This is a genomic window from Streptomyces sp. NPDC050508, assembly GCF_040655155.1.
Lineage (GTDB): Bacteria > Actinomycetota > Actinomycetes > Streptomycetales > Streptomycetaceae > Streptomyces.
In genome coordinates this window covers 286523-310990 of sequence record NZ_JBFAJJ010000006.1, presented here as the reverse complement: position 1 = coordinate 310990, position 24468 = coordinate 286523, and the positions used below count along the sequence as shown (strand labels likewise).

20 protein-coding genes are annotated in these 24468 nt (G+C 69.7%); 14 read left to right on the top strand and 6 right to left on the bottom strand.

Going from position 1 to position 24468, the window contains the following annotated elements; all coding sequences use genetic code 11:
- Nucleotides 1-6 precede the first annotated feature (6 nt).
- Nucleotides 7-228: a DUF6191 domain-containing protein gene (locus AB0I69_RS19665; RefSeq protein WP_363096893.1), complete on the top strand. Its 222-nt coding sequence runs from the start codon at nucleotides 7-9 to the stop codon at nucleotides 226-228.
- Here AB0I69_RS19665 and AB0I69_RS19660 read toward each other — a convergent pair.
- Both AB0I69_RS19660 and AB0I69_RS19655 read right to left on the bottom strand, forming a co-directional pair.
- Entirely contained in the window at nucleotides 185-1339 is a 1155-nt protein-coding gene (locus AB0I69_RS19660; RefSeq protein ID WP_363097120.1) for a PQQ-dependent sugar dehydrogenase, read from the bottom strand. The genes AB0I69_RS19665 and AB0I69_RS19660 overlap by 44 nt on opposite strands.
- Before the next feature lie 222 nt (nucleotides 1340-1561).
- The gene (locus tag AB0I69_RS19655) at nucleotides 1562-2560 is read right to left on the bottom strand and encodes an aldo/keto reductase (RefSeq protein WP_363096892.1); all 999 of its coding nucleotides are present in this window, start codon (nucleotides 2558-2560) and stop codon (nucleotides 1562-1564) included.
- A gap of 263 nt (nucleotides 2561-2823) precedes the next feature.
- Between AB0I69_RS19655 and AB0I69_RS19650 the strand changes: the two genes are divergently transcribed.
- From AB0I69_RS19650 to serA, 6 genes are all read left to right on the top strand, one after another.
- Nucleotides 2824-3774 (top strand): 2-hydroxyacid dehydrogenase, encoded by a 951-nt coding sequence (locus AB0I69_RS19650; protein ID WP_363096891.1) that lies wholly within the window; start codon nucleotides 2824-2826, stop codon nucleotides 3772-3774.
- Nucleotides 3775-4220: 446 nt separating this feature from the next.
- Nucleotides 4221-7196, top strand: a complete 2976-nt coding sequence (locus tag AB0I69_RS19645) for an EAL domain-containing protein (protein ID WP_363096890.1) — start codon at nucleotides 4221-4223, stop codon at nucleotides 7194-7196.
- Nucleotides 7197-7433: 237 nt separating this feature from the next.
- Complete coding sequence (locus AB0I69_RS19640; protein ID WP_363096889.1) at nucleotides 7434-9287, top strand: acetolactate synthase large subunit; 1854 nt, start codon at nucleotides 7434-7436, stop codon at nucleotides 9285-9287.
- A gap of 20 nt (nucleotides 9288-9307) precedes the next feature.
- Entirely contained in the window at nucleotides 9308-9835 is a 528-nt protein-coding gene (gene ilvN, locus AB0I69_RS19635; protein ID WP_355920856.1) for an acetolactate synthase small subunit, read from the top strand.
- Between the two features lie 111 nt (nucleotides 9836-9946).
- Nucleotides 9947-10945: a ketol-acid reductoisomerase gene (gene ilvC, locus AB0I69_RS19630; protein WP_019068660.1), complete on the top strand. Its 999-nt coding sequence runs from the start codon at nucleotides 9947-9949 to the stop codon at nucleotides 10943-10945.
- 231 nt (nucleotides 10946-11176) lie between these two features.
- Nucleotides 11177-12766 (top strand): phosphoglycerate dehydrogenase, encoded by a 1590-nt coding sequence (gene serA / locus AB0I69_RS19625; RefSeq protein ID WP_363096888.1) that lies wholly within the window; start codon nucleotides 11177-11179, stop codon nucleotides 12764-12766.
- 85 nt (nucleotides 12767-12851) lie between these two features.
- On the opposite strand, the gene AB0I69_RS19620 is transcribed toward serA, so the two are convergent.
- The gene (locus tag AB0I69_RS19620) at nucleotides 12852-14402 is read right to left on the bottom strand and encodes an MFS transporter (protein ID WP_363096887.1); all 1551 of its coding nucleotides are present in this window, start codon (nucleotides 14400-14402) and stop codon (nucleotides 12852-12854) included.
- 110 nt (nucleotides 14403-14512) lie between these two features.
- Between AB0I69_RS19620 and AB0I69_RS19615 the strand changes: the two genes are divergently transcribed.
- A complete protein-coding gene (locus AB0I69_RS19615) occupies nucleotides 14513-15088 on the top strand; it encodes a TetR/AcrR family transcriptional regulator (protein ID WP_363096886.1) in 576 nt (191 codons plus the stop codon).
- Here the strand turns inward: AB0I69_RS19615 and AB0I69_RS19610 are convergent.
- Nucleotides 15039-16235 carry an MFS transporter gene (locus AB0I69_RS19610; protein ID WP_363096885.1) on the bottom strand — a complete coding sequence of 399 codons (1197 nt, stop codon included), beginning with the start codon at nucleotides 16233-16235 and terminating at the stop codon, nucleotides 15039-15041. The genes AB0I69_RS19615 and AB0I69_RS19610 overlap by 50 nt on opposite strands.
- Before the next feature lie 248 nt (nucleotides 16236-16483).
- On the opposite strand from AB0I69_RS19610, the gene AB0I69_RS19605 reads away from it, so the two are divergent.
- Nucleotides 16484-16771, top strand: a complete 288-nt coding sequence (locus tag AB0I69_RS19605; RefSeq protein WP_363096884.1) for a DUF6355 family natural product biosynthesis protein — start codon at nucleotides 16484-16486, stop codon at nucleotides 16769-16771.
- 28 nt (nucleotides 16772-16799) lie between these two features.
- On the opposite strand, the gene AB0I69_RS19600 is transcribed toward AB0I69_RS19605, so the two are convergent.
- Nucleotides 16800-17999, bottom strand: coding sequence for a helix-turn-helix domain-containing protein (locus AB0I69_RS19600; RefSeq protein WP_363096883.1), 1200 nt, complete (start codon nucleotides 17997-17999; stop codon nucleotides 16800-16802).
- A gap of 143 nt (nucleotides 18000-18142) precedes the next feature.
- Here AB0I69_RS19600 and AB0I69_RS19595 point away from each other — a divergent pair, with 143 nt between their 5' ends.
- The 5 genes from AB0I69_RS19595 (at nucleotide 18143) to AB0I69_RS19575 (ending at nucleotide 22687) form a co-directional block, all read left to right on the top strand.
- On the top strand, nucleotides 18143-19069 hold the full coding sequence (locus AB0I69_RS19595) for a proline dehydrogenase family protein (RefSeq protein ID WP_363096882.1): 927 nt from the start codon (nucleotides 18143-18145) through the stop codon (nucleotides 19067-19069).
- Nucleotides 19070-19322: 253 nt separating this feature from the next.
- Nucleotides 19323-20954, top strand: a complete 1632-nt coding sequence (pruA, locus tag AB0I69_RS19590; protein ID WP_363096881.1) for an L-glutamate gamma-semialdehyde dehydrogenase — start codon at nucleotides 19323-19325, stop codon at nucleotides 20952-20954.
- Between the two features lie 430 nt (nucleotides 20955-21384).
- Nucleotides 21385-21711 (top strand): hypothetical protein, encoded by a 327-nt coding sequence (locus AB0I69_RS19585; RefSeq protein WP_363096880.1) that lies wholly within the window; start codon nucleotides 21385-21387, stop codon nucleotides 21709-21711.
- A 24-nt stretch (nucleotides 21712-21735) separates the two neighbouring features.
- Nucleotides 21736-22275: a GNAT family N-acetyltransferase gene (locus AB0I69_RS19580; RefSeq protein WP_363096879.1), complete on the top strand. Its 540-nt coding sequence runs from the start codon at nucleotides 21736-21738 to the stop codon at nucleotides 22273-22275.
- Nucleotides 22276-22555: 280 nt separating this feature from the next.
- Nucleotides 22556-22687 carry a hypothetical protein gene (locus AB0I69_RS19575; RefSeq protein WP_363096878.1) on the top strand — a complete coding sequence of 44 codons (132 nt, stop codon included), beginning with the start codon at nucleotides 22556-22558 and terminating at the stop codon, nucleotides 22685-22687.
- Between the two features lie 64 nt (nucleotides 22688-22751).
- On the opposite strand, the gene AB0I69_RS19570 is transcribed toward AB0I69_RS19575, so the two are convergent.
- Entirely contained in the window at nucleotides 22752-24347 is a 1596-nt protein-coding gene (locus AB0I69_RS19570; RefSeq protein ID WP_363096877.1) for a metallophosphoesterase family protein, read from the bottom strand.
- Nucleotides 24348-24468: the final 121 nt, after the last annotated feature.

The window sequence follows — 24468 nt, the reverse complement described above, 5'->3', positions numbered from 1 at the left end:
GGCGCCGTGTTCAACATGTTCGAGGAGTTGTTCTCGCCGGGCCGCAAGCACACCCAGGACGAGGCCAACCGCCTGGAGATGACCAGGGTCGACGTCGCCGACGGAGACCCCGGACGCGGTCCGATAGACCTGGAGTCGGGCAAGGTCGTCGTACGCCTGCCCGACCCTTCCGCCGACGTGTCCGCTACGTCACCTGAAGCTCCAGAATCCGATCGTCCCCCGACTTAGGCGTGCCCCGGCCGTCCGTGTTGCTGGTGACGAGCCACAGCTTGTCGCCGCCGGCCGACACCACCGTGCGCAGCCGGCCGTACTCGCCGGTGAGCAAGGCCTGCGGGGCGGCCGACGCCTTGGTGCCGTCCAGCGGGATGCGCCACAGGCGCTGCCCCTTCAGCCCCGCCATCCATATGGAGCCCTCGGCATAGGCGATGCCGCTGGGGGAGGCGTCGTCCGTGTGCCACTCGGTGATCGGGTTGTGGTACTCGGGGTTGCTCGACTTGCCCTCGGCGACCGGCCAGCCGTAGTTGTCGCCAGGCTTGATCGCGTTCAGCTCGTCCCAGGTGTCCTGGCCGAACTCCGAGGCGAACAGCCGCTGTTTGGAGTCCCAGGCGAGGCCCTGCACATTGCGGTGGCCGTAGGTGTACACCGGCGAGTTCGGGAACGGGTTGCCCGGGGCCGGGTCGCCCTCCGGGGTCAGCCGCAGGATCTTGCCGCCCAGGGACTTCTTGTCCTGCGCCAGGCCCCGCTGTCCGCTCTCGCCCGTGCCCGCGTACAGCATCCCGTCCGGGCCGAAGGCGATCCGGCCGCCGTTGTGGATGTAGCCCTTCGGGATGCCCTTGAAGATCGTGTCGGGCGCGCCCAGCTGCTCACCGGCCGGCTTCTTCTCGTCGTACAGGACGCGGACGATGCGGTTGTCCGAGGCCGAGGTGAAGTAGGCGTAGATCATGTGGTCCGAGGCGTAGTCCGGGGAGAGCGCGATGCCGAGGAGGCCGCCCTCGCCGGCCGGGGACACCCCGGACACCTTGCCCAGCTCGGTCTTCTGCCCCGTCTTCTCGTTGATCCGCGTGATCGTGCCGTCGTCGCGGGACGAGACCAGCAGGTTCCCGTCGGGCAAGGGCGCGAGGCCCCACGGTGTCTTCAGTCCCTCGGTGACCGTGCGCAGTACCTTCACCGTGCCCTTGGCGGGCGGGGGCTGCTCGGCGGCCTGCGCGGAGGGCGACGACCCCGTCGCCGTACCGGCGCCGCCGGACGAAGTGCTGGTGCCGTCGCCGGGCGAGCCTCCGCCGTCGGAGGAGCAGCCGGCCGTCAGCAGGAGTGCGGTCACGGCCAGTGCGGCCGACACAGCTCGACGTTGCACGATCAGGTCCTTTCGACGGGCGGATTCTCTGTGGCGGCCTCCGGTGGAGGGCTCACTCGGACGGTCCTCGCGGCTGGTTCTACTTTTCATACACCGCTCGCGCCGCACGGGTTCCCGATCACCGCGCACCGACGCACGATCGAGCCGTCAGGCCGTGCGGCCGGGTCGGCTGTCAGCCCCACGACCCCCGTGCAGCCGGGTCGGCGATCAGTCCCACGATCCCCGCGCCGCCGGCAGTTCCGCCACCTCGGCGAGATCCTCCGCCGTCAGACACAGTCCCGCCGCCCCCGCGTTCTCCGTCACCCAGCGCTCCTGCTTGGCGCCCGGTACCGGCACCACGTGCGGTCCCTGCGCCAGTGCCCACGCCAGGGCCACCTGTGCCGGGGTCACCTCCGGACCGTGGCGGCGGGCCACGCGCCGCAGGCCGGCCACGATCGGCTGGTTCGCGGCGGTCATCTCGGCGGTGAAGCGGGGGTGACGGGCGCGCACGTCGTCCGGTTCGAAGCCCTCACCCGGGGTGAGGGTCCCGGTCAGGAAGCCGTTGCCGAGGGGCATCGCCGCGAGGAAGCCGACCCCGCGTGCCGCGCACCACGGCAGCAGCGCGTCCAGCGCCTCCGTCGACCACACCGACAGCTCGGCCTGCACCGCGCTCACGGGGAACACCTGTTGCACGCGCTGTAGTTGGCGGATCGTTCCGTCATGGAGGCGTGCTCCGGGTCGGCGCGCGGCACGGGCACCGACCGCGCACATCCCCAACGCCCTTACTTTTCCGGCCTGTACGAGGTCCGCCATCGCACCCCACGTCTCCTCGACGGGAACCTCGGGGTCGGCGCGGTGCAGTTGGTAGAGGTCGATCACGTCCGTCTGCAGGCGGCGCAGTGACGCGTCGCACGCTCGTCTGACGTAGCCGGGGCGGCCGTTGGCCACGATGTGCTGTTCGCCCACCAGCAGGCCGACCTTGGTCGACACGAACGCGTCCTCGCGCCGCTCCTTCAACACCCGCCCCAACAGAAGCTCGTTGGTGAACGGGCCGTACATGTCGGCGGTGTCCAGGAGCGTCACACCCAGATCGAGCGCCCGGTGCACCGCCCTGACCGACTCGTCGCCCCTTTGCCGCGACCCGCTGTAGGCCCAGTTCATCGGCATGCAGCCGAGTCCGACGGCCCCCACGGCGAGCGCCCCCGCGCCGATCGTCCTGCGCTCCACCTGCTTGCGACCCTCCCTCTCCTGGCCCACAAACCTAACCTCTACGCGCACACGGCCCTGACCTAGGGCCTGTGCGGCGGGTCCTGCCGGAGACGCGGGGGCTGGCACGCACATCTGCCGCGTTGTCGTCGGTTGCCAACGCTCCGCGTTGTCGCCCTCCTCCGCCTTGCAGCTGCACGCACCAGCCCCCGCTCACCTGCGCCGACGAGGTGCCGTTGATTTTCTCCGGCCTGACCCGCCGCACAGGCCCTAGCCTCCTGACCATGACTGTTGACGTGTGGCTGCCCATCCCGCCGGAGGAGATCGAAGGGCTCCCCGAGGGGCCCAACTACCTGTTCTGGGACGGGGGTGAGGACTTTCCCGCAGACCCGGCCGAGTGTGCCTTCTACGTCGTGCCCTACATGAAGAGCAGCGAGATCGGCCTGCGGCCGCTGCCCGAGATGGGCTCCGTGCAGGTCGTACAGACGCTGTCGGCCGGCATCGACCATGTGCAGCCGGGGCTCAAGTACCTGCGCCCCGGTGTGCAGTTGTGCAACGCGCGCGGAGTGCACGAGGCGAGCACCGGCGAGCTCACCCTGACGCTGATCCTCGCCTCGCTGCGTGGCGTCCCCGACTTCGTGCGGGCGCAGGACAAGGGGGAGTGGCGCGGTGGGTTCCGGCCCGCCCTCGCCGACAAGTCCGTCCTCATCGTCGGCTACGGGGCCATCGGGTCCGCCATCGAGGACCGGCTCACTCCCTTCGAGCTCGCGCGGGTGGCGCGGGTGGCGCGCTCCGCGCGTACCACCGCGCGCGGGCCGGTGCATCCGCTCACCGAACTGCCCGCCCTGCTCCCGGAAGCGGACGTCGTCATCCTGTCCACGCCGCTCGACGAGACCACCCGTCACCTGGTCGACGCCGAGTTCCTGGCCCGGATGAAGGACGGGGCACTGCTGGTCAACGTGGCCCGCGGGCCCGTCGTGGACACCAAGGCGCTGCTCGCGGAGCTGGAAAGCGGCCGGATCACCGCGGCGTTGGACGTCACCGACCCCGAACCGCTGCCCCAGGGGCACCCGTTGTGGCAGGCGCCGGGCGTGCTGATCAGTCCGCATGTCGGCGGGCCCACCTCGGCGTTCCTGCCGCGCGTGAAGCGGTTGATCGTCGGCCAGCTGGAACTGTTCGTGAACCGGCGGCCGTTGCGCAACGTGATCCTTACGACGGGCGAGACGGGGAACTAGTCGCAACAGGCGTGTAATCCGATTCCGGTACCCTCCGCAACCTTCCGGAAGCGGTGTGTGCGCACATCTCCGCTGGTCGTCACGGAGCGTAGAGGAACTATGTCCCTGAGTGACGAGACTGGTGTATCGTCCCGGCAGGGGCTGCGCCGCGCACCGTTCGGCGCCGGGGATGGACATTTCAGACTGTGAGGGGGGCGACGGGCGATGCACGGCCTATGGACGAGCGATCCGACGCGGCGGGGCCGCCGACGGCGACCCTGGCGCACCGCCGCGCGCAGACGCGGCCACCACGGCAACCACTGCGGTCACGGAAGTCATGGCGGTCGCGGCGGACATCACAGCAACCACAGTCATCACCACCGCAGGCCCAACAGCCGCCGCAGGCACGCTCATCCAGCGCACCGGGGCCCGGGGGACCCGGGGGCGACGCGGACCGGGAGGGCCCGGTGAGTTCGCCACCGTCTGCCACGACCACTCTCAACGGGGCGCTCCGGGACCGGACTTCGCCGGGAGCGCGGCTGCCTCGACCGCCGGGTTCCGGCGGCGGGTGGAGCCTGGTCCAGCAACTCGTCCTGGCCCTGGTGTGCGCGGGATACGCCGTCGGTTCCGCGCTCGACTGGGGGTCGCACCAAGTCGCCCTGATCATGGGTGACTTCGGGCTCAGCGCGGCAGCGGGTACCGCCGCCGTCTCGTGTTTCCTCTACGCGCGAAACCGCCGTATCCGCTTTCGACCAGCCTGGTTGCTCTTCTCGCTCTCCTCGGCGATGGCTGCGCTGGGCAACGGAGTCTGGGGGTGGTACGAGGTCGTGCTCGAACGGACCGTACCCAGCCCCAGTTTCGCCGATCTGTTCTTCCTGTGCTTCGCGCCGCCCGCCATCGTCGGGCTCCTGGTCCTCGCCAAACGGCCTGTCACCAAGGCCGGTTGGGTCTGTCTTGCGCTGGACGCCTGGCTGATCGGAGGCTCGCTGCTCACGCTGTCCTGGAGCCTCGCGCTCGCGCAGGCGGCCAAGTTCGACGGGCCGAGCGTGGCCCACACGGCGCTGTCGCTGGCGTACCCGCTGCTCGACATCGCGCTGGTCAGCATGGTGCTCGCGCTGCACTTCCGGCGCTCCTCGGTCAACCGCACCGCCGTGAACACCGCGATCGGCGCGCTGGCCCTGACCGTGATGTGCGACGCCCTGTTCACCTCACCGCTGCTCCACAACAACTACCACTCGGGCCAGTTGCTCGACGCGGGCTGGTTCGCCGGCTCGCTGCTCCTCGCGTACGCCCCGTGGGCCACGCCCCGGCACACCCAGCCCGAGGCCGAGGGGCACACGCGCGTGGTGCATGAACACCGGCCTGGACCGCGGGTCGGAATCCCGCAGCCTCCCGTGCAGGGCGGCGACCACGGCCGGTACCCGGCCACCCGGCCCATCGCCGGTTCGCTGGCCGCGCTCACCCCGTATCTCGCCGCCGCCGTCTGCACGTTGGGGATTCTCTACAACGTCCTGAACGGCCGCAGCCCCGACCGCGTGGTGCTCATCACCGCGGGCTGCGTGGTCCTCGCCCTCGTGGTGCGCCAGGGCATCATGCTGCTCGACAACATCACCCTCACCCAGGAGCTGGCCCAGAAGGAGAACCACTTCCGCTCCCTGGTGCAGGGCTCCAGCGACGTCATCATGATCGCCGCCCCGAACGGCATCCTCCGCTACGTCTCCCCGGCCGCCGCCGGTGTCTACGGCAAGGCCGCGGAGGAACTGGTCGGGACCGAACTGGCCTCGCTCATCCACCCCGAGGACCTGGGCTGCGTGGTGCACGAGGTGCGCCGCTTCCTCACCGCCGGCCCCTACGACGAGTCCACCACCCGTATCGAGTGCCGCTTCCGCTCCGGCGACGGCGGTTGGCTGAACGTCGAGTCGACGGTCAACCGCCACCACGGCGGCCTGATCTTCAACAGCCGGGACGTGACCGAACGCGTGCGCCTGCAGGCACAGTTGCAGCACAACGCCGAGCACGACCCGCTCACCGACCTGCCCAACCGCGCCCTGTTCACCAAGCGCGTCCAGCAGGCCCTGTCCGGCCGCCGTTCCACCGACCGCGGCACGGCCGTCCTCTTCATCGACCTCGACGGCTTCAAGGCCGTCAACGACACCATCGGGCACCAGGCCGGAGACGAACTGCTCGTCCAGGCCGCCCGCAGACTCCAGGACTCGGTCCGGCACGGCGACACCGCGTCCCGGCTGGGCGGCGACGAGTTCGCGGCCCTGATCGTCGGCGACGGCACCCGGGACCGCGCCGCCCGCGAGCGGCACATCATGGAACTCGCCGACCGCCTGAGAATCACCCTGTCCCAGCCCTACCTCATCGACGGCAACGATGTCCGGGTCGCCGCCTCCATCGGCGTCGCCTTCGCCGAACCAGGCCTGGGCGCGGGGGAGTTGCTGCGCAACGCAGACCTCGCGATGTACCGCGCCAAGGGGGCGGGCAAGGGCCGGGTCGAGCTGTACGCCCCACAGATGCAGCAGGACGTCGTACGGAAGGCGGAGCTGGCCACGCGGCTGCGGGCCGCACTGCACGACGGTGAGTTCGCGCTGCTGCACCAGCCCGTGGTGTCGCTGACGGACGGCCGGATCACCTCGGTCTCCACACAGGCGCGCTGGCGTTCGTCGCAGGGGGTGCTGTTCACGCCGGCCGAGTTCCTGCGGGTGGCCGAGGACAACGACAAGACCGCCGAGCTGGGGCGCTGGATGCTGGAGGAGGCCGTGGAACAGGCCGCCGAGCGCACCGCGACCGGGCTCGCCGTGTCCGTGGCCGTCCGGATGAGCGCCCGTCGGCTCCTGGACCGGTCGATGCCGCTCGGCTCGATCGAGGCCCTGCTGACCCGGCACGGGCTGCCGTCCGGTTCGCTGGTGATCGAACTGTCCGACACCGACCCGAGGATCTCCCTGGACGAGTTGGAGCGGCGCCTGACCGCGCTGCGGCGGCTCGGCGTCCGGATCGCCCTCGACGGATTCGGGAGTGGCTACGCGGCCATCACGACGCTACGGCGGCTGCCCGTCGACGTACTGAAACTGGACCGCAGTCTGGTCGAGGGCGTCGTCGAGTCCGCGCGGCTGCACAAGATCACCAGCGGGCTGCTCCGGATCGCCTGCGATCTCGGGCTGCAGTCCGTCGCCGACGGGGTGGATCTGCCCGAACAGGTGGTCGCCCTGCGCGCGATGGGCTGTACGCACGGGCAGGGCATGGCCTTCTCCGGGCCGCTGGACGAATACCGGCTGCGCAGGGCCCTGTCGCGCGGTCACTATCCGGTGCCGCACGGCCCGGCCGAGCCCGCGTTCGCGGGCGGCGGCTCAGGGGTGTACACCAGTAACGTGCCGGTGGTTTTCGGGGGCGGAACAGCCCTCCGCTCACATAATGAGACTCCCGTCCCACCCACTTGACAGTGGATGCGTGCCGGGGGGAGGGTCAATGCCATGCGCACCCGAATTCTCGTACTTGGAAAGCGCGTCGGCTGAAGCTGGTGACGTCCGGACGGACCCGGAACTCCCAGCGACCGCACCCGGCGCGCTCCCCTCGCTTGCCTCACGGCACGAGGGGTTTTTTGTTGCACAAGATCCAGTGGTGCAGCAGCAGAACCCCGCACAAACCTCGCAAAAACCCTCAGCATCGAGAAGAGAATGACGATGACCGAGCAGGCCACCGGGGCCCATCCGCAGCCGCGGCCCCGATCCGGAGGACAGCAGTCCGCCCCCGAGCACGTCACGGGCGCGCAGTCCCTCATCCGCTCTCTTGAGGAAGTCGGGGCCGACACGGTATTCGGCATCCCCGGCGGTGCGATCCTTCCGGCCTACGACCCGCTGATGGACTCGACGCGGGTGCGTCACGTGCTGGTCCGCCACGAGCAGGGCGCGGGCCACGCGGCCACCGGCTACGCGCAGGCCACCGGCAAGGTCGGCGTCTGCATGGCGACCTCAGGGCCCGGCGCCACCAACCTGGTGACCCCGATCGCCGACGCGCACATGGACTCGGTGGCGCTCGTGGCGATCACCGGGCAGGTCGCGTCGAAGGCGATCGGCACGGACGCCTTCCAGGAGGCGGACATCGTCGGCATCACGATGCCGGTCACCAAGCACAACTTCCTGGTCACCCAGGCCGAGGACATCCCGCGCGTCATCGCGCAGGCCTTCCACATCGCCTCCACCGGCCGCCCGGGCCCGGTGCTGGTCGACATCGCGAAGGACGCCCTCCAGGCGAAGACCACCTTCTCCTGGCCGCCGGTCATGGATCTGCCCGGCTACCGCCCGGTGACCAAGCCGCACGCCAAGCAGATCCGCGAGGCCGCCAAGCTGATCACCGCCGCGAAGCGGCCCGTCCTCTACGTCGGCGGCGGTGTCCTCAAGGCACACGCCACCGCCGAACTGAAGGTCCTCGCAGAACTCACCGGAGCGCCCGTCACCACCACCCTGATGGCGCTCGGCGCATTCCCCGACAGTCACGAGCTGCACGTGGGAATGCCGGGCATGCACGGTGCGGTCACCGCCGTCACCGCGCTGCAGAAGGCCGACCTGATCGTCGCCCTCGGAGCCCGCTTCGACGACCGCGTCACCGGCAAGCTGGACAGCTTCGCCCCGCACGCCAAGATCGTCCACGCCGACATCGACCCCGCGGAGATCGGCAAGAACCGCGCGGCCGACGTGCCGATCGTCGGGGACGCCCGCGAGGTCATCGCCGACCTCGTCCAGGCCGTCCAGAAGGAGCACAGCGAGGGCCACACCGGCGACTACAGCGCCTGGTGGAAGGACCTCAACCGCTGGCGCGAGACGTACCCGCTCGGCTACGAGCAGCCCGACAACGGCTCGCTCTCCCCGCAGCAGGTCATCGAGCGCGTCGGTCAACTCGCCCCGGAGGGAACGATCTTCGCGGCGGGCGTCGGCCAGCACCAGATGTGGGCCGCGCACTACATCCAGTACGAGAAGCCGGCGACCTGGCTCAACTCCGGTGGCGCGGGGACGATGGGCTACGCGGTCCCGGCCGCGATGGGCGCCAAGGCCGGAGTGCCGGACCGGACGGTCTGGGCGATCGACGGCGACGGCTGCTTCCAGATGACCAACCAGGAACTGACCACCTGCGCCCTGAACAACATCCCGATCAAGGTCGCCATCATCAACAACGGCGCCCTCGGCATGGTCCGCCAGTGGCAGACCCTGTTCTACAACCAGCGCTACTCCAACACCGTGCTGCACAGCGGCCCGGAGGCGGACGGCAAGCAGCCGAGCGCAGGCACCCGCATCCCCGACTTCGTCAAGTTGTCGGAGGCGATGGGCTGTTACGCGATCCGCTGCGAGTCCCCCGACGACCTCGACAAGTGCATCGAGGAGGCGAACTCGATCAACGACCGCCCCGTCGTGATCGACTTCATCGTCCACGAGGACGCCATGGTGTGGCCGATGGTCGCGGCCGGCACCTCCAACGACGAGGTCATGTTCGCCCGGGACGTCCGCCCCGACTTCGGCGACAACGAAGACGACTGAGCGAGAGAGACGAAAGAGAAATGTCCAAGCACACGCTCTCGGTCCTGGTCGAGAACAAGCCAGGTGTCCTCGCCCGGATCACCGCCCTGTTCTCCCGGCGCGGCTTCAACATCGACTCCCTCGCCGTCGGTGTCACCGAACACCCCGACATCTCCCGCATCACGATCGTGGTGAACGTGATCGAGGCACTCCCGCTCGAACAGGTCACCAAGCAGCTCAACAAGCTCGTCAACGTGCTGAAGATCGTCGAGCTGGAGGCGGGTTCCGCGGTTCAGCGCGAACTCGTTCTGGTGAAGGTGCGCGCCGACAACGAGACGCGCTCCCAGATCGTCGAGATCGTCCAGCTCTTCCGCGCCAAGACGGTCGACGTCTCCCCGGAGGCCGTCACCATCGAGGCCACCGGCTCCAGCGACAAGCTGACCGCCATGCTCAAGATGCTGGAGCCGTACGGCATCAAGGAGCTGGTGCAGTCCGGCACGATCGCCATCGGCCGCGGCGCCCGCTCCATCACCGACCGCTCGCTGCGCGCGCTCGACCGCTCCGCGTAGACCCGTGTGCGGGCGGCCCCGGCCGCCCGCATTCCGAGACCCCCGAACTTCGTTTCCGCCCGCCGTCATACGGTGGGACGCAACACCTGCACACCAAGGAGAGAACCCAAAGTGGCCGAGCTGTTCTACGACGCCGACGCCGACCTGTCCATCATCCAGGGCCGCAAGGTCGCGGTCATCGGCTACGGCAGCCAGGGCCACGCCCACGCGCTGTCGCTCCGTGACTCCGGCGTCGACGTGCGCGTCGGTCTGCACGAGGGCTCCAAGTCCAAGGCGAAGGCCGAGGAGCAGGGCCTGCGCGTGGTGACCCCGTCCGAGGCCGCCGCCGAGGCCGACGTCATCATGATCCTCGTGCCGGACCCGATCCAGGCCCAGGTCTACGAGGAGTCCATCAAGGACAACCTCAAGGACGGCGACGCGCTGTTCTTCGGCCACGGCCTGAACATCCGCTTCGACTTCATCAAGCCGCCGGCCGGCGTCGACGTCTGCATGGTCGCCCCCAAGGGCCCGGGCCACCTCGTCCGCCGCCAGTACGAGGAGGGCCGCGGCGTTCCGTGTATCGCGGCCGTCGAGCAGGACGCGACCGGCAACGGCTTCGCGCTCGCGCTGTCGTACGCGAAGGGCATCGGCGGCACCCGCGCCGGCGTCATCAAGACGACCTTCACCGAGGAGACCGAGACCGACCTGTTCGGTGAGCAGGCCGTTCTCTGCGGTGGTACGGCCGCGCTGGTCAAGGCCGGTTTCGAGACGCTGACCGAGGCCGGTTACCAGCCCGAGATCGCGTACTTCGAGTGCCTCCACGAGCTGAAGCTCATCGTCGACCTCATGTACGAGGGCGGCCTGGAGAAGATGCGCTGGTCGATCTCCGAGACCGCCGAGTGGGGCGACTACGTCACCGGCCCGCGGATCATCACGGACGAGACCAAGGCCACGATGAAGCAGGTCCTCGCCGAGATCCAGGACGGCACCTTCGCGCGTGAGTGGATGGCCGAGTATCACGGTGGCCTGAAGAAGTACAACGAGTACAAGCAGAAGGACGCCGAGTCCCTGCTGGAGACCACCGGCAAGCAGCTCCGCAAGCTGATGAGCTGGGTCGACGAAGAGGCGTAAGTCCTGAGGCCAAGGGGCCGGAGTGAGCACTCCGGCCCCTTTGTCCAACCCGTCCAGCCTCGGACGGGTGATCCTTCCGCAGAGGCGTAAGACGACTGTCGGAGCGCCACTACACTGCCGTACTAATACGCGTCAGGCCCACAGCGTCGTGCGTCTCCACGCGGCCCGTACCTCCACCGCCTGCGGCCGTCGGGACGGCCGTCCGCACGCAATGGACTTGTGAGGACTCACGTGAGCTCGAAACCTGTCGTACTCATCGCTGAAGAGCTGTCGCCCGCGACGGTGGACGCCCTCGGCCCGGACTTCGAGATCCGGCACTGCAACGGCGCCGACCGGGGCGAGCTGCTCCCCGCGATCGCCGACGTGGACGCGATCCTGATCCGCTCGGCCACCAAGGTCGACGCCGAGGCGGTCGCCGCCGCACGGAAGTTGAAGGTCGTCGCACGAGCCGGCGTCGGCCTGGACAACGTCGACGTCTCCGCCGCCACCAAGGCCGGCGTGATGGTCGTCAACGCCCCCACCTCGAACATCGTCACCGCCGCCGAGCTGGCCTGCGGTCTGCTGCTGGCGACCGCACGCCACATCCCGCAGGCCAACGCCGCGCTGAAGAACGGCGAGTGGAAGCGCAGCAAGTACACGGGCGTCGAGCTGGCCGAGAAGACCCTGGGTGTCGTGGGTCTGGGACGTATCGGTGCCCTCGTGGCACAGCGCATGTCCGCGTTCGGCATGAAGGTCGTCGCCTACGACCCCTACGTCCAGCCCGCACGGGCCGCGCAGATGGGCGTCAAGGTCCTGTCGCTGGACGAGCTGCTCGAAGTCTCCGACTTCATCACCGTGCACCTGCCCAAGACCCCGGAGACGGTCGGTCTGATCGGCGACGAGGCGCTGCGCAAGGTCAAGCCGACCGTGCGCATCGTCAACGCCGCGCGCGGCGGGATCGTCGACGAGGCCGCGCTGTACTCCGCGCTCAAGGAGGGCCGCGTCGCCGGCGCCGGACTCGACGTGTACGCGAAGGAGCCCTGCACGGACTCCCCGCTGTTCGAGTTCGACCAGGTCGTCTCCACCCCGCACCTCGGCGCCTCCACGGACGAGGCGCAGGAGAAGGCCGGTGTCTCGGTCGCCAAGTCGGTGCGCCTCGCCCTCGCCGGTGAACTCGTCCCCGACGCGGTGAACGTCCAGGGCGGCGTCATCGCCGAGGACGTCAAGCCGGGCCTGCCCCTCGCCGAGAAGCTCGGCCGCATCTTCACCGCCCTCGCGGGCGAGGTCGCGGCGCGGCTCGACGTCGAGGTCTACGGCGAGATCACCCAGCACGACGTCAAGGTGCTCGAACTGTCCGCGCTCAAGGGTGTGTTCGAGGACGTCGTCGACGAGACCGTGTCGTACGTCAACGCTCCGCTGTTCGCGCAGGAGCGGGGGGTCGAGGTACGGCTGACGACCAGCTCCGAGTCCGCCGACCACCGTAACGTCGTCACCGTGCGCGGCACGCTGAGCAACGGCGAGGAGGTCGCGGTCTCCGGCACGCTGGCCGGTCCCAAGAACCTGCAGAAGATCGTCGCGGTCGGCGACTACGACGTCGACCTCGCGCTCGCCGACCACATGGTGGTGCTGCGGTACGAGGACCGGCCCGGGGTTGTCGGCACGGTCGGTCGTGTCTTCGGTGAGGCCGGGATCAACATCGCGGGTATGCAGGTGTCGCGGTCGGTGGCGGGCGGCGAGGCGCTGGCCGTGCTGACCGTCGATGACACGGTGGCTGCGGGTGTGCTGGCGGAGGTGGCCGAGGAGATCGGGGCGACGTCGGCTCGTTCGGTGAACCTGGTCTGACGTTCCCGTTCGACGTTTCGCAAGAACGCCGGGCGGGTTGAGGAGATGATCCTCAACCCGCCCGGCGTTTCTGTGTAGTTGGGGCTCACGCAGAGGCCTTCTCCCTGCTCTCCTGCACCGGCACCCGCACCCCCCGCAATGTCCGCGCCGCCGCGAACGCCGCCCCCAGCAGCAACACCGCACCCGCGATCGCCGCGCCGTGCATGCCGTCGGTGAAGGCCTGTCGCGCGGTCGCTGTCAGGGCATCTCCCGCGTGCCCCGGCAGTTGGCGGGCGACGGCAAGGGCGCCGCCGAGGGTCTCGTGGGCCGGGGCGGGGGCCGAGGCGGGGATGCCGTGGCGGTAGATCGCGGTACCGATGGAGCCCAGCAGGGCCATGCCGAGGGCGCCGCCGAACTCCGCGCCCGTTTCCATGAGGGAGGACGCTACGCCCGCCTTCTCCACCGGGGCGCTGCCCAGCGCGAGGTCCATGATCTGGGACATCACCATGACGATCCCGGAGGCGAGGACACCGGCGGCGGCGAGGGCGAGCCAGAGGGAGTCGGTGCCGACCAGGGCCAGCATGCCGTAGCCGGCGGAGGCGAGGGCGAAGCCGGCCGCGACGACATGGGCGCGGTCAACTCCCTTTTGAACGAGGGTTGTTGCGAGCGGGGCCGCCATGCCGATCGGCACCGAGGGGAGCAGTGCCCACAGGGCCGCCTCCATCGAACTCTTGCCGAGCACCGACTGCAGGTACTGCGTGGTGAAGAAGGCCGAGCCCATCATGCCGAAGGCGGAGACCAGGTTCAGGACGACGGAGGGGGCGAAGCCGCGGGCGCGGAACAGGGTCGGGTCGATCATCGGGGAGGCGGCGGTGCGCTGGCGGTGGACGAACAGGGCCGCGAAGAGCAGGCCTACCGTGATCGAGACGACGTACTGGACGTGCCAGCCCTCGGAGGGGATCTCCTTGAGGCCGTAGATCACGGGCAGGACGCCGGCCAGGGACAGCGGGACGCTCGGCCAGTCGAAGCGGCCGGGGGCGGGGTTCTTCGACTCGGGGAGCAGGAACGGGCCGATGAGCAGGAGCAGCGCCATCGCGGGGAGGTTGATCAGGAAGACCGAACCCCACCAGAAGTACTGGACGAGGACACCGCTCAGCACCGAGCCGAGGGCGACGCCCGCGGTCATCACGCCGGACCACAGACCGATCGCCTTCGCGCGCTGGCCGGGGTCGGTGAACATCGTGCGCAGCAGCGCCATCGTCGAGGGCATCAGGGTCGCGCCGCCGATGCCGAGGACCGCGCGGGCGGCGATGAGGGTCTCGGCGCTGTTCGCGTAGGCGGCGATCAGGGACGCGGTGCCGAAGGCCGCGGCGCCGATCAGGAGGAGCCGACGGCGGCCGATGCGGTCGCCGACCGAGCCCATCGTCATCAGCAGGCCGGCCAGGACGAAGGCGTAGATGTCGAAGATCCACAGCTGCTGGGTGCCGCTGGGCTCCAGGTCCGCGCTGATCGCCGGGATGGCGAAGTAGAGGACGGAGACGTCCATCGAGACCAGGAGCAGCGGCAGCATCAGGACGCCGAGGGCGGTCCATTCGCGGCGCCCGGCGCGGGAGTTGGGGGTGCTCGGGGGGTTCGTCGAGCTCGTCGAGTTCGTCATGAGAGGGAATGTACGCGCGTCTTAAACGCTTGTCTATGACGCACGTATAAATCGCTCGTCTAATTCGTGCGTCTAGGACGGGTGTATGGATCGGCGGTAGGCTGGTGCGCATGGGACACCGTGAGGATCTGCTCGAAGGCGCGAAGCGCTGCCTGCTGGAGAAGGGGTTCGCGCGCACGACGGCGCGCGACATCGTCAAGGAGTCGGGGACGAACCTCGCGTCCATCGGCTATCACTACGGCTCGAAGGACGCGCTGCTCGCGCAGGCGTACGTCTCGCTGGTGGACGGCATGTCCTTCGAGTGGGGGGAGCGGCTCGAAGGGGCGCCGGGCTCGCTGGAGCGGTTCAGGGAGGTGTGGTCGAACGTCGTCGCCTCGCTCCGTGAGCCGGGCTCGATGTGGCGGCTCAGCGGGGAGATCATGGCGATGGGCGACCAACTCCCGGAGGCCCGCGATCAGTTGTCGCTCGCGCAGCGCGAGGGCGGCCGAGGGCTGGTCTCGCTGCTCATGGGAGTGCCGGAGGAGGAGGTGTCGGACGAGACGGCCGACACCCTCGGCGCGTTCTACATGATCGTGATGTCCGGGCTCATCATGCAGTGGACCTTCGACCCGAAGACCGCGCCGGACGCCGAGCAACTCACCGAGGGTCTGCGGCAGGTGCTGGAGGGTGCGCGGAAGGCGCGGTGATCCGCCGGTCCCGCAGCGCCGGTGCCACCGCGACCAGCATGAGCAGCGCGGTCAGCGCGAAGGCCCAGGGGTAGCCGGTCAGGCCGGCCGTGATGCCGAAGCCTGCCGCGCCGACGCCCATTCCGCCGTCGTAGGCCAGGTTCCACAGGGCGCTGACCGTGCCGTAGGAGTTGGCGGAGACGCGGGTGTACATCAGGGTCAGCGTGGCGTTCTGGGTGATGCCGAAGCCCGCGCCGAACAGGGCGGTGCCCGTGATGACCGCTATTGGGTTGGTAGTTGGGGCGATGACCAGGACGCCCGCCGCCGACAGAAGCAGGCCGGGGAGGACGAGGCGGGCGCTGCCGTGGCGGTCGCCGTGGCGGCCTGCGAGCCAGCGGGTCAGGGTCGAGGTCGCGGTCTGTACGAACAGGGCCGCCGCGACGACTCCGGCGGACGCGGACGGGACGGCCAGCGGCAGGAAGGTGACGAGGATGCCGGCGGCGGTCGCGGTGGCTGCGAAGACCACAACCGGCCGGAGCAGAGCGCCTGTTCGCAGTCCCCGTACGACGCCCAGCGGTCGCTCGGAGCGGTCCGCCTGGTCCGCTCGATCCGGCAGTCCGAGGACGAAGACGATCGCGGCCAGCGCGGCGAGGCCACCGGCCACGGCCACCGGGCCGTAGCCCGCGCGCCCGGCGAGCCACAGCCCCAGCGGTAGCGCGACCAGCGACGGAACACCGGACACCACACCCACCAACGCGAGCCCCTCGCCCCGGCGTTCGTCCGGGATCAGCGACGCGGTGAGGGCGCCGCCCGCGACGATCGTCAGCGCGAAACCGAGCCCGCGCACGAAGCAGACCGCGACGATCCAGGCGACGTGCCCGGACACGGTCAGCACCAGCGCCGGGGCGCCGAGCAGGAACAGCCCTGCGATCAGGGTCAGTCGATAGCCGAAGCGGCCGACGAGCCGCGGCGTCACCAACTCCCCGAGAACCGTCGCGAGCATCAGCGAACCGGTCGCCAGACCCGCCGCGCCCCCGCCGCCCCGCTCGGCCGCATACGCCGGTACGACCGAGAGCAGCAGGAAGAAGCTGAGACTGGCACCGACCATGCTGATGAAGCGGAGGAGGAGGGGGCGGGTGAGGAGTGCGGGGGTCGGGCCGGTCGTCATGACACCGACACTAGAGTCCTGCCGACACCCGCCCGTGAAGCCCCTCTTCGTGGAAGTGTGACACTTCGCCGGAAAGTGTCACACTTCTGCGCCCAACCTACCCGGGGGCAGATGCCACCCGATCGGTGTAGCGACAAATCGATTCACCGGGTGACGCGGTGCGGAGTTCGACCGACCGCACCGATCGGCGCGGCGATCGTAGGGCCGGTATTCGACTACCCGCCCGATCGCCGACCAAGGAGTTTCCTTTGCGAGTTCGTCGTGTCGTGACCAGCGCCCTCGGTGCCGCAGCGCTCGTGCTCACCTCTCTCAGTGCGGTGGCCGCCGCCGGCCCCGCGTCCGCCGGCCCGTGCGGCTTCTACAAGACCAGTACCGACGCCTACTACCGCCACTGCACCACCGACGGCTCGCATGTCGTCATCAAGGTCCGGGTCGCCCGGGCACGCGACCACGAGGCGTGCGTCCGGCCCGGCACGACCTGGCTGGGCTCCGCCCACCGCATCCAGGGCGCCCACTACGTCGGGCGAACCTGCTGACCCATCGGGCAGCGGACCCCGAACTCCCTTACAGGCGAGCCGACTTCAGCGCCATGTGGAGCAGCAGCCGGTCCTCGCCGTCGTCCAGGTCCAGGCCCGTCAACTGCTCCACCCGCGACAGCCGGTAGTACAGCGTCTGCCGATGAATCCCCAACTCGGCTGCCGTACGCCCCGCTTGGCCCGCACGGTCGAGGTACACCTCGGCGGTGCGGGCCAGTTCGTGGTGGGCGGGGGAGAGGAGAGGAGCGACCGCCGGGTCGTGGGCGGTCTCCGGGGGGAGGGCGGTCAGGAGGCGGTACGGGCCGATACGGGACCAGTCGGCCACCGGGGCGAAACGGGGTTCCGCGAGAGCCGCCCGGGCCGCCGCCGTGGCCTCCTGCCAGGTGGTGCCGAGGTCGGCGAGACCGGCGCAGGGTCGGCCGATGCCCGCTGCGCGGTGGGCGCCGGGCGGGCCGTCCTTCAGCAGGCGGGCCGCCGCTGCCTCCGCCGAACTCCCCGCGTCCGTCGACCGCAGCCGTACCAGCACCGCCAGGCACTGCTGCCCCTCCGCCCCCCACGGCACCGTGCACAGCGCCGTCGCGTGCGGCACCGTACGGGCGGACGGGGCCTCGTCCGGATTGGCGGTCGACGGCCAGGGGGCCACGCAGACCACCGTGTGCGGGCCCTCGCCACGCGGGCCCAGGGCCGTACGCAGCGCCGCCACCGCCATGTCCCGCTGCCAGCCGCGCTCGGCGGTGAGGACCGCCCGCAATTCGCGCGTGAGGTCGGCTCCCGCCTGCGCCTCGTCCGCGAGCAGCGCGCCGATACGGGCCGTCACCTCCATGGCCGCGTCCAGCTGCGGGGCGGTGGGCCCGGGATCGTCGTCCAGGAGCCAGACGTAGCCGAGGACGACACCCCGATGGCGTACGGGCAGGCAGATACGGCCGCGATAGACCCCGGCCTCCGGGGTCGGCGGAATCCGGACCGGCCCTGTCGCCCGGGTGATGCCGAAGCCCTCGAACCAGGTGCGGATCGCCGCCGTGGAGCGCCGGGTCAGGATCGAGCGCGTGCGGACCGGGTCCAGGGCCGACGGGTCCAGGTCGCCCTCACCGTCGTAGGCCCCGAAGGCGATCAGCTCGAAGTCGCGGTTCTCCAGGGTCGCCGGGGCGCCGAGAAGTTCCGAGATCTCGTCCACCAGCTCCTGGTATTCGCCTCTGGAATCGGATGTCACTCGGGCATTCTCGCGCATTCCCGCGCCGATTCTCGGCCGCCTTCATACATCTGTCTGAGATCTGCGGCACGGATGCGTGACAGCTGTCGATGGTCGACGATCGGAGACAACCCTAGGTTTCACGGTGGTTCCCCGTATGTCCGACTGCTTGGAGGTACCCCGTGCTGGGTCCCGTGATTCTCGCCGCCTCGCGCAGCGATCAGATGCGTCGGCTGATCTCGGCGGCGCCGGTGACCAAGCAGGTCGTCGACCGCTTCATCCCCGGCGAGACCGTGGACGAGATCGTGCCGATCATCCAGGACCTCACCGCCAAGGGTCTGGAGCTGACGATGGACGTCGTCGGCGAGGACATCACCACCCCCGAGCAGGCCGCCGCCGCCCGCGACGCGTATCTCCAACTCGTCGACCGCCTCAAGGAGTTGGAGCTGGGCACCCGGGCCGAGATGTCGATCAAGCTGTCCATGTTCGGGCAGGCGCTGGACGGCGGGCATGAGCTGGCCCTCGCGAACGTCCGGCCCGTCGTCGAGGCCGCCGCCGCCATCGGGACGACCGTCACGCTCGACGCCGAGGACCACACCACCCTCGACTCGATGTTCGCGATCCACGAGGAGCTGCGGCAGGACTTCCCACAGACCGGCTGCGTCATCCAGGCCTACCTCTTCCGCACCGAGGCCGACGCCCGCCGCCTCGCCGAGGCCGGCAGCCGCGTCCGGCTCGTGAAGGGCGCCTACAAGGAGCCCGCCGAGGTCGCGTACCAGCAGAAGCACGAGATCGACAAGGCGTACGTCCGGATCCTGCGCATCCTGATGGAGGGCGAGGGGTACCCGATGATCGGCTCCCACGACCCGCGCCTCATCTCCATCGGCCAGGAACTCGCCCGGCGGGCAGGCCGCAAGCTCGACGAGTACGAGTTCCAGATGCTGTACGGCATCAGGAGCGACGAGCACCTGCGGCTCGCCGCCGAAGGCCACCGGATGCGCGTCTACACGGCCTACGGCACGGACTGGTACGGCTACTTCATGCGCCGCTTGGCGGAGAAGCCGGCCAACCTGCGGTTTTTCATGCGCTCGATGGTCAGCAGAGGCTGATGCACTGGGCGAGCGTCGCCTGTCGGCCCCCGAGAAATCTTCGGGGGCCGACAGGCGACGCCTTGCGGCCGGCTGAGCCGGACCCAGACCCGTGGAAAGGAGTTACGGATCTCGTGACTCCGCCCCCGAAGGGGCTTCTCGCGAACTCGCCGGAGCGAACTCGCGACGGTCAAGCCCTGACCGCCGCTCACCATACGCAACCGCTTCAGCGGCCCCAGGCTGAAGCCGTGGATTCACTCGGAAGAGGTATGTCATGGACGCCGTGACCCAGGTCCCCACCCCCGTCAACGAGCCGGTGCACGGCTACGCGCCCGGCTCTCCCGAGCGTGCCCGTCTTGAGGTCAAGCTCAAGGAGCTGGCCGAGAACCCGATCGACCTGCCGATGACCATCGGCGGCGAGCGGCGGATGGGCGGCGGCGAGCGCGTCGACGTCGTACAGCCGCACAACCACAAGGCGCGGCTGGGCACTTACGCCAACGCCACCCAGGGCGATGCCCAGGACGCGATCGACGCGGCCCTCGCCGCCGCGCCCGCCTGGCGTGCGATGGCCTTCGACGACCGTGCCGCGATCATCCTGCGCGCCGCCGAGCTGCTCTCCGGCCCTTGGCGCGAGACCCTCGCCGCCTCCACCATGCTCGGCCAGTCGAAGACCGCCCAGCAGGCCGAGATCGACTGTCCCTGCGAGCTCGTCGACTTCTGGCGCTTCAACGTCAAGTACGCCCGCGACCTGCTCGCCGAGCAGCCCCCGGCCAACTCCCCGGGCGTCTGGAACCGGCTCGACCACCGCCCGCTCGAAGGCTTCGTCTACGCGATCACGCCGTTCAACTTCACTGCGATCGCAGGTAACTTGCCGACGGCTCCGGCTCTCATGGGCAACGTCGTGGTCTGGAAGCCGTCGCCGACGCAGACCCATTCCGCCGTGCTGCTGATGCAGTTGCTGGAGGAGGCGGGTCTCCCGAAGGGTGTCATCAACCTCGTCACCGGTGACGGCATCGAGGTGTCGAAGGTCGCCCTTGAGCACCGCGACCTGGCTGCCATCCACTTCACCGGGTCGACCAAGACCTTCCAGTACCTGTGGAAGACGGTCGGCAACAACATCGAGAAGTACCGCTCGTACCCGCGTCTGGTCGGCGAGACCGGCGGCAAGGACTTCGTCGTCGCCCACCCGAGCGCGGACCGTGCGGTGCTCAAGACGGCGTTGACCCGGGGCTCCTTCGAGTACCAGGGCCAGAAGTGCTCCGCGACCTCCCGGGCGTACATCCCGGCGTCGATCTGGAACTCCGGTTTCAAGGAGGACTTCGCGGCCGAGGTCGACTACCTGACCATGGGTGACGTCACCGACCTGTCGAACTTCGTCGGCGCGGTCATCGACGAGCGCTCCTTCGCCAAGAACAAGGCGGCCATCGACCGCGCGAAGGCGGACCCGACCTGCACGATCGTCGCGGGCGGCTCCTACGACGACTCGGTCGGCTACTTCGTCCGCCCGACCGTCGTCGAGTGCAGCGACCCGGCCAACGAGGTATTCACCACTGAGTACTTCGGCCCGTTCCTCGCCGTGCACGTCTACGAGGACGAGAACTACGACGAGATGCTGACCCAGATGGAGTCGGTCTCGGACTACGCCCTCACCGGCTCGGTCATCTCCAACGACCGTGCGGCGGCGGCGTACACGATGGAGCGGCTCCGCTACGCGGCCGGCAACTTCTACATCAACGACAAGTCGACCGGCGCGGTCGTCGGCCAGCAGCCCTTCGGCGGCGGTCGCTCCTCCGGCACCAACGACAAGGCCGGCGCCCCGCAGAACCTGATGCGCTGGACCCTGACCCGCGCCATCAAGGAGACCCTGGTCGCGCCGACGGACTACACGTACCCGCACATGGGCTGACGCACAGTCAGGTGACGTGAGGGGCCGGGCGGTTGTCCGGCCCCTTGTGTTTCTCCAGACAGCTGGACAGGTTGAGCCTCTGGGGTTGCGCAGAGGGTGGGCCCGGGCAGTGGGGCATGTTCGAGGACGTGGCCGGGATGCTCAACGACCGTGCCGTGGTGGCTCGTTGGAATCAGTGCGGGCACTTCGAGCCGTGTGCGGGGTCGTGGACCGTCGACCGGTTCGTAGCCGATCTCGGCGCCGTACGACGGCACTTCAAGTTGGCGTGGCTGGTTGAGCCGAGTGTCCCTGGGGCATTGCAGCTGGCCTTGACCTGTGCGTTGGCTTTTGCGGAGCGTGCCGGTGTTCGACAAGTCCAGCCCCTTCAGGAGGGACTTCGTCGGGCGTCTGGGGCTGGTGGTACCCCGAACCTCCCATCCCCTGGTGGGAGTTGGCTGACGGTGATCTGGAACGGGCGATCCAGCACGCCGAGTACAGGGCCCCCTGGTTTCCCATCAACTCCCCCTGCAACAAAGCCCTGAACGCCGAGGCGAGGCAGACCTCGGGCACCCCCGCCCTGTACGCCGCCTGTCAGGCGCTGGACCTGCCCGTGGTCGTCGTGGACGGGGAACGGGACATCCGGCCCCGGTCGGCCGTCGACTCGCTCGTGCGGGCGCTGCCCCGCGTGCGCCGGGTGACCCTGGCGGCGGCCGGGCATCTTCCGTGGGTCGAGGATCCGTACGGATTTCGCGATGCGGTGATGACGGCAGCGCTGTGAGCCCTCTTCCCTGATACTCACTCCGTGACCATCCGTATGCGCACCGCCCACACGGCCGACCTCACCCCGGCCGAACTCCGCGCCGCCCGCGAACTCCTGGACGCCGCCTTCGGCGGCGACCTCACCGACCAGGACTGGGAGCACGGCCTCGGCGGCCTCCACGCCCTGCTCGCCGACGACACCGGGCTCGTCGCGCACGGCTCGGTCGTCATGCGCCGGGTGCGGTATCGCGGGCGCTGGCTGCGGGTCGGGTACGTGGAAGGGGTCGGCGTACGGCCCGACGCCCGGCGCAAGGGCTACGGCGGGCGGGTCATGGCCGAGCTGGAACGGATCGTCGATCACGCCTACGACGTCGGGCTGCTCGGCGCCAGCGACGACGGCGCCCGCCTCTACACCGCGCGCGGCTGGCGGCTGTGGGGCGGCAAGATCTCCGCGCTCGGCCCGGACGGCATCGTCCACCTGCCCGAGGAGGAGGACAGCACGTACGTCCGCCCCGCGCTCGCGGGACCGCTGGACCACGGGCAGGAACTGCTCTTCGACTGGCGCGACGGGGATGTGCTCTGACAGCTCGGACAGATCAGACGGCTCATATTGCGAAACCGCAGGTCAGCGCCACGTGACTCGTTTCACCGTCTCAGATAGTAGGAAGTCCGAGTAATTGTGGAGACAGATGCGCGGTCCTGTCCTAGCTTTGTAGAAGCCGAACGTCTCGCTCGACCAAGCGAATGGCGGTCGTGAGCCGGACACCGTGCAGGCAACCCCTGCGGTCCGTCGCTCCCCGCCCCCTCCGGCGTCTCGCACACACCTTCCGCACTCCAGGATGTATCGAAGGAGTCGATTCTCCATGGCCGAGACGACCGCCCACCGCCGAGTTCGCCACGTGTCCCGCACGAGCGAGTCCGAGCGCAAGAACGCCGCCGCAGCCCTCCAGCGCGCCCTCGACCGCCGGGACAACGGCGGCGAGACCGGCCACTGAGCCACCTGACTGCCAGCAGTCACCACTTACCGGGAGCCGCGCCCGCACGGGGTGCGGCGCGGTCTCACCGACCGCGCCGCACCTCGAAGTGGTCGATGCGCGTGCCGTTCTGGTCCAGCGCCGACACCTTGAGCCTGGGCGTGCTACCGCTCTCCGCCTCGACCGAGAGGAGGGAGAAGCCCCGGTAGCGCACCCGCGACCACTCCACCGTCTCCGCCTCGGTGTGCTGGCCCTTCGCCCACTGGACGGTGTCGACCTGCCCGTGCCGGGTGACATGCCCCTCGTAGCTCTCCTTGACGCCCGCCGGGAAGCCGTACAGATCCCGCCCGCCGCCGCCCGCCGTGACGTACACGATCCCGTCCCGCGTCGGATCGGTCGACGCGCCGATCGGTACCGCCCTGCCGACCGCGCCGTTCTTGATCGCGTCGGTCCGCTCGTACACGTGGTTGTGCCCGTTGATCACGAGGTCCACCTGGTGCTTCGCGAACAGCGGCAGCCACTCGGCCCGCACCCCACCGTCCGAGGCGTGCGCGGAGGTCGAGTAGGCGCAGTGGTGGAAGAAGACCACGACGAAGTCCACCCCCTTGGTCGCCCTCAGCTCACGCAGCCTGCCGTCCAGCCATTTCGTCTGCTTCCCGTCCGTGTAGCCGAGGTTGGCGGTGATCTCGTACGACACGTCGTTCGCGTCGAGCGCCACGACGCCGACGTTGCCGTAGACGAAGGAGTACACGCCCGGCGCGTGCGTCGGGTCGAAGCCGTTCTCCGGGAGGGACCAGCGGGCGAGCTGGCCGCCGTAGCCGTCGGGGGAGTACCAGGCCTCCATGTCGTGGTTGCCGGTCGTCACCATCCACGGGACGGTGCGGGAGACCGGCTCGTTCTGCTTGAGGAACAGGTTCCAGTACGTCGGGTCGTAGCCGTCCGTCGTCCTGCCCAGGCCGTTGGTGTCCGCGTAGCAGATGTCACCGGCGTGCAGGTGGAAGGCGGGGTTCTGGCCCAGCAGGACATGGTCGTTGGCGACGGCCGCGTTGCTCACGCCCTGGTCGCCGAAGGCCGTGAACGCGAACCTCTCCGGGTTCCCCGGCGCCGTACGGAACGAGCCGATCGTCGAGCGGTGGGCCGGCGTCGCCGGGTCGAAGCCCTCGTGGCCGACGCCGTAGTAGTACGTCGTGCCGGGGCTCAGGCCGTCCAGGGCCGCGTGGACGTAGTACTGCTCGACGGCCGGGCGGACGCCGGTCACGCCCGGGGTGTGCAGGTCACGGACCTCGGCGGTGATCCGGCGGCTCAGGTCGTCCGGCTTCGTGCCGACGCGGACGTACGGCTTCCTGACCGCGAACGGCACCTGCCAGGAGATCCGCATCGCCGTCTTCGGATCGGCGCCGAAGGCGAGATGGCGGCCGAAGGGGGTGACGACGGCGCCGGGCACCTTCGACGTGGCGGGGGAGGGGAGCGCCGCCTTGCCGTCGGCGGTGCTCTTGCCGGCACACCCCGTCAGCAGCCCGCCCGCCACCGCACCCGCCGACACCAGCGCGCGGCGCCGGGACAGCTTGGTGCGCAGGTACTCGTACTGCTCGGCCATGCTCATCCGGGTCGCGAGGCGCTCCGGGATGCCGCAGTCGGGTACGGGGGGTTCGGGGGGTGTCCCCCCGATAAGCGCAGTCATGTCGATGAAGTTCCCAGTGAACGTCAACGGGGGCTATGCGTAAGGGTGAACGTACGTCGAACGGCTCACGCCCGCCACTCCGCGCTGTCCGTATCGCGGACACCCCGTGTCATCCCATGGG

Coding starts and splice junctions, on each gene's coding strand:
- AB0I69_RS19570 (WP_363096877.1), bottom strand. CDS start 24,347: ATGACTGCGCTTATCGGGGGGACACCCCCCGAACCCCCCGTACCCGAC.
- AB0I69_RS19600 (WP_363096883.1), bottom strand. CDS start 17,999: ATGCGCGAGAATGCCCGAGTGACATCCGATTCCAGAGGCGAATACCAG.
- AB0I69_RS19610 (WP_363096885.1), bottom strand. CDS start 16,235: ATGACGACCGGCCCGACCCCCGCACTCCTCACCCGCCCCCTCCTCCTC.
- AB0I69_RS19615 (WP_363096886.1), top strand. CDS start 14,513: ATGGGACACCGTGAGGATCTGCTCGAAGGCGCGAAGCGCTGCCTGCTG.
- AB0I69_RS19650 (WP_363096891.1), top strand. CDS start 2,824: ATGACTGTTGACGTGTGGCTGCCCATCCCGCCGGAGGAGATCGAAGGG.
- ilvN (WP_355920856.1), top strand. CDS start 9,308: ATGTCCAAGCACACGCTCTCGGTCCTGGTCGAGAACAAGCCAGGTGTC.
- AB0I69_RS19575 (WP_363096878.1), top strand. CDS start 22,556: ATGGCCGAGACGACCGCCCACCGCCGAGTTCGCCACGTGTCCCGCACG.
- AB0I69_RS19640 (WP_363096889.1), top strand. CDS start 7,434: ATGACGATGACCGAGCAGGCCACCGGGGCCCATCCGCAGCCGCGGCCC.
- AB0I69_RS19620 (WP_363096887.1), bottom strand. CDS start 14,402: ATGACGAACTCGACGAGCTCGACGAACCCCCCGAGCACCCCCAACTCC.
- pruA (WP_363096881.1), top strand. CDS start 19,323: ATGGACGCCGTGACCCAGGTCCCCACCCCCGTCAACGAGCCGGTGCAC.